This window comes from Frankia sp. CcWB3, assembly GCF_977927595.1.
On record NZ_CDWRCK010000010.1, the window covers coordinates 1 to 4,709 of the forward strand.

Below are 4,709 nucleotides of genomic sequence, written 5' to 3' on the forward strand. Positions count from 1 at the left end.
CCCCGACGGGCCCGCCCCGGCCACGCTCGCCGAACCCGATGGTCCCGCACGCGGCGGCGTCGTCGTCCTCCACGAGGCGTTCGGCCTCACCGAGCACATCACCGATGTCTGCTCGAGGTTCGCGCGCGGGGGGTGGCGGGCAATCGCCCCCGGCCTGTTCCACCGCGCGGGCTCGCCCGTCTTCGACTACGACGATCTCGCCTCCGCAGTGAAGATCATCCATAAGCTCAACGGCACCGACCTCCTCGCCGACATCGACGCCGCGCTGGTCGTCCTCGCCGAGGAGGGAACCGCCATCGACCGCTGCGCCGTCGTGGGCTTCTGCCTCGGCGGGAGCATCGCCTTCCAGGCGGCGGTGGCCCGGCCGTTCGGCGCCGCGACCACCTTCTACGGTGGCGGGATCACCATGCGCCGCTTCGGGGAACCCGCCCAGCTGGATCTCGCCGGCCGCCTGCAGGCACCGTGGCTCGGTCTGTACGGCGACCAGGATCCGAGCATCCCCACTTCGGAGGTGGAGGACCTGCGGGCGGCGACACAGAAGGCGTCTGTGCCCACCGAGATCGTCCGTTACCCACAGGCTGGACACGGCTTCCACAACGACGCCCGCGCCGCCGCCTACCACGGCCCGTCGGCGAAGGACGCCTGGTCACGCATGCTGACCTGGTTCGACTCGCATGTTCCCGGCTGAGCCCACCCCGCCGACCGTGGCGCCGGCCGGTCCAGCACCATGGCCGGTCCAGCACCGTCAGTCCGGGGCGCGACCCCGGTGCAGCGCCACCACGCCGCCGGTGAGGTTGCGCCAGCCGACCCGGAACCAGCCTGCTTCCCGCAGCAGGCCGGCCAGCTCCGCCTGGGCGGGCCAGGCCCGGATCGACTCGGCGAGATAGACGTACGAGCCCGGGCTGTTGCTCACCGCGCGGGCCACGGCTGGCAGGGCCCGCATCAGGTACTCGACGTAGACCGTCCGCCAAGGCGCCCAGACCGGGCGGCTGAACTCGCACACCACGAGCATCCCGCCCGGACGGGTCACCCGGCGCAGCTCGGTGAGGCAGCCGAGCGTGTCGGCGACGTTGCGCAGACCGAACGAGATCGTCGTCCGGTCGAAGGTCTCGTCCCGGAACGGCAGCCGCAGCCCGTCCCCGGCGGTCAGCAGGATCCGCCCGGCCTCCCCCGGCAACGGCCGCGACGCCAGCCGACGCTGCCCGGCCCGCAGCATCCCCAGGGAGAAGTCGCAGGCCACCACGTCGGTCCCGGCGAGCGCGAAGGCTCGTGACGAGGTCGCCGTCCCGGCGGCGAGGTCGAGGACCCGAAGGCCCGGCCGCAGGTCCAGCGCGTCCGCCGCGGCGCGCCGCCAGGTCCGGTCGAGCCCGCCGGTGAGCACGGTGTTGGTCAGGTCGTACCGGTTGGCCACCCCGTCGAACATCGACGCGACGTCCCGCGGACGTTTGTCGAGTCCCGCTCTGCTCACCATGCCCCTTCCTCACTCACCATGCCCCTTCCCCGCCGCCGAACCGCGCCGAGGCCGCCGCCGAGGCGTCGCGGGCGGCCCTCTCGACGGTGTCCCAGTCGGTGCTCTCGCCGATCCGCCGCAGCCGCGCGCGGGTCGGCTCGTCGCACAGCGCGCCCGCGACCCCGGCGGTGTACAGGTCGCGGGCCCGGGCACCGAGCCCCGCCGCGACCGCGTGCTCCGTCTCCAGATCGGTGCCGAACATAGCGGGATCGTCGGTGGCGAGCGAGCACGCGACCCCGGCCCGCAGCAGCGCCGCCAGAGGATGATCGTCGAGGGACGCCACCGACCGGGTCCGCAGGTTGGACACCGGGCAGACGTCCAGCACGATCCCCTGATCGACCAGCCGTCGCATCAGCGCGGGGTCCTCGGCGGCCCGGATCCCATGCCGGATCCGCCTAGCTCCCAGCGCGTCGAGCACGCTCCGCACGGACACCGGGCCCGCTGTCTCCCCCGCGTGCGGGACCGCGGCGAGCCCGCCGTCGGCGGCCAGGGCGAACGCCGGCGCGAACGGCTCGGGGGGATGACCGACCTCCGGTCCGCCGAGCCCGATGCCGACGACACCGCGATCGGCGAACCGCACCGCCCACCGCGCCACCTCCATCGCGGCCTCGACTGGCAGCACCCGCTCGATGTCCGGGGTGAGGCGCACCTCGACGCCGTAGCGCTCCCTGGCCTCGATCGCCCCGTCGGCGTAACCGTGGAAGATCTCCTCGACGCGGACCCCCCGATGGACCCGGAACCAGGGCGAGAAGATGCCCTCCAGGTAGACAGCGCCCGCCCGGGCCGCCTCGGCGGCGTAGTCGACGACCACCTGGCGGAAGTCGGCCTCCGTCCGCATCACGTGGGTGGTGAGGATCCAGGCCTTCAGGAAGTGGTCGAAGTCGCGGAAGCGGTAAAGGTCCGCGAGGCCATCGACCGTGCGGGCGGGCAGCGCCTCGGAGTTGCGGCGCGCCATCTCCAGCAGGGTGGCGGGACGGACCGTGCCCTCCAGATGGACGTGGAGTTCGATCTTCGGCCCGGTCGGGGACGGAACCGCGAATCCGGAGGGGTCACTCACCCGGTCACTGTATGGTGCTCCCGGCTACGCGGAGATGAGCGGCAGCGCGGTGGAGGAGAAGTGCGAGGCCACCCGGTCGTCGACCGGGTCCTGCGCCGGGTCGCGGTGCACGACGAGGTGCCGGTAGCGGGTGTCGCGCTGCGCGGGAATGCGGTCGGCCGCGCGGATCAGGGAGATCAGCTCCGCCCGGTTGGTGCGATGGCGCGCCCCGGCGGAGGAGACGACGTTCTCCTCCAGCATCACCGAGCCGAGGTCGTCGGCGCCCATGTGCAGGGTAAGCTGGCCGACCTCCTTGCCGGTGGTCAGCCAGGAGCCCTGCAGATGTGTGATGTTGTCGAAGAACAGCCGCGCGACCGCGACGAGGCGGAGGTACTCCAGGGTCGTCGCCTGGGTGCGCCCGCCGAGATGGTTGTTCTCCGGCTGGTAGGTCCAGGGGATGAACGAACGGAACCCGCCGGTCCGGTCCTGGACGTCCCGGATCATCGTCAGGTGTTCGATGCGCTCGGCGTTCGTCTCCCCCGTGCCCATCATGAAGGTGGCGGTGGATTCCAGGCCGAGGTTGTGAGCGGTCTCCATCACGGACAGCCAGGCGTGACCGGACTCCTTCAGCGGAGCGATCGCCTGCCGGGGCCGTTCGGTGAGGATCTCCGCTCCCGCGCCCGCGAAGCTGTCCAGGCCCGCGTCCCGCAGCCGGGTAATGACCTCGGGAAAGGTCAGCTCGGACGTCCGGGCGATGTGCACAACCTCGCTGGCGCCCAGCGAGTGCAATGCCAACTGGGGATATGCCTTCTTGATGGCGGCAAAGGTGCGCTCATACCACTCGATGCCGAAGTCGGGATGGTGCCCGCCCTGCAGCATGATCTGCGTGGCGCCGAGCTCGACCGCCTCCCCGCACTTGGCGACGATATCCTCGACGTCGCGGACCCAGCCCTCGGCATGCTTCGGAGCGCGGTAGAAGGCGCAAAACCGGCAGGCGGTCACGCAGACATTCGTGTAGTTGATGTTCCGGTCGATGATGTACGTCGCGATGCCATCGGGGAAACGGCGCCGACGGACCGTGTCCGCCGCACCGCCGAGCGCGTGCAGCGGCGCCCTTGTGTAGAGGAGCAGCGCCTCCTCCGCCGAGATACGCCCGCCGGCTGCGGCCCGGTCCAGCACGGACCGGATCTCACCATCGCCCTGACCCACCGGAATCTCGCCATCGACATCCATACGGCCCTCCCCGCGTAGCGCCTTCGGCGCGACGCGGGGACCCCTGGCATCGGGCACCGTACGGGGTCTCCGTCGAATCACCTTCGGCGATCCTCCCAGGGTAGCCATCGGGGCCATCGGCGCGACGCGGGGGATGAACGGTCAGTGTCCGGATCGCGTCCCCGGGTCCGCCGGGCTGGAGCCACCGTGGGTGGCGTCAGTGTAGCCACCGGTCGAGGAACCGGCGGTCGAGGAGCCGGCCGGGCTGGCGGGACCGGCGTCGTGGTGACCGTGGCCGCGGCTGGTGAGCTTCGCCTGGAGCTGCTTGATCTTGGCCCGGTTCTCCGGCCGGTTGGCCGCGGCCTTGGCCTTGTTGACCATCTCCTTGGTCTTCGGGCTGTGCAGGAAATCCGTGATCTTGTTCGAGAAACTGGCCATAATAACGGTGTACCTATCCGGGCAGGGGTTTACGCCTACCGGTCATCCGTTCGACGACCCGCCCGAGGAGCCGCCGAACGTGTCCCTCACCCGGTTCCACAGACTGTCGAGCTGGTCACGGGTGTCGTCCTTGACCGACGTGACGACCTTGTCCCACAACCGCTGGCGCTGTTCGTCGACCATCAAGGCGATCTGGTCCGCCGCATAGAGCAGCAGCAGGACGACAAGGACGAACGGAATCGTGCGCTTGAAAGGGATCCACAGCCGGAACCGACGCCAGGGACGCGGTCGCGGCGCCGGTTCAGCGTAGGGAGCCGGCGCGCGTCCGCGCCGGTCCGGGCGTGCCTCGGCCACCCACGGGGCCGAGGCCGGCCGTGGCTCCGGCGAGAGCGCACCGCGCCCCCTGACAGGCTCGGGACCCGCGGGCACCGACGGGGGCCACTGCTGGGCCACGGGGCGGGGCCGTGCCGGCGCCTGGGGGACGGTGCCGCCTCCGCGGCACGGCCGGCGTAG

At 71.5% G+C, this 4,709-nt stretch carries 5 protein-coding genes and 1 pseudogene; 1 reads left to right on the forward strand and 5 read right to left on the reverse strand.

Going from position 1 to position 4,709, the window contains the following annotated elements; all coding sequences use genetic code 11:
- Positions 1-688, forward strand: a 688-nt coding sequence (locus ACY5KJ_RS01685) for a dienelactone hydrolase family protein (protein WP_462202611.1), incomplete at its 5' end; no start/stop codon positions are given.
- A 57-nt stretch (positions 689-745) separates the two neighbouring features.
- Here the strand turns inward: ACY5KJ_RS01685 and ACY5KJ_RS01690 are convergent.
- The 5 genes and pseudogenes from ACY5KJ_RS01690 to ACY5KJ_RS01710 all read right to left on the reverse strand — a co-directional run.
- Complete coding sequence (locus ACY5KJ_RS01690; protein WP_462185736.1) at positions 746-1,468, reverse strand: demethylmenaquinone methyltransferase; 723 nt, start codon at positions 1,466-1,468, stop codon at positions 746-748.
- Between the two features lie 16 nt (positions 1,469-1,484).
- Complete coding sequence (gene add / locus ACY5KJ_RS01695) at positions 1,485-2,567, reverse strand: adenosine deaminase (protein WP_462185649.1); 1,083 nt, start codon at positions 2,565-2,567, stop codon at positions 1,485-1,487.
- A gap of 24 nt (positions 2,568-2,591) precedes the next feature.
- Complete coding sequence (gene mqnC / locus ACY5KJ_RS01700; RefSeq protein WP_462185648.1) at positions 2,592-3,779, reverse strand: cyclic dehypoxanthinyl futalosine synthase; 1,188 nt, start codon at positions 3,777-3,779, stop codon at positions 2,592-2,594.
- Positions 3,780-3,920: 141 nt separating this feature from the next.
- Positions 3,921-4,196 carry a hypothetical protein gene (locus tag ACY5KJ_RS01705; protein WP_462185647.1) on the reverse strand — a complete coding sequence of 92 codons (276 nt, stop codon included), beginning with the start codon at positions 4,194-4,196 and terminating at the stop codon, positions 3,921-3,923.
- Positions 4,197-4,238: 42 nt separating this feature from the next.
- Positions 4,239-4,709: pseudogene (locus ACY5KJ_RS01710) on the reverse strand (serine/threonine-protein kinase); the annotation flags it as partial.

Excerpts from the sequence above, each read along its gene's own strand:
- ACY5KJ_RS01705 (WP_462185647.1), bottom strand. The coding sequence starts at position 4,196 with ATGGCCAGTTTCTCGAACAAGATCACGGATTTCCTGCACAGCCCGAAG.
- mqnC (WP_462185648.1), bottom strand. The coding sequence starts at position 3,779 with ATGGATGTCGATGGCGAGATTCCGGTGGGTCAGGGCGATGGTGAGATC.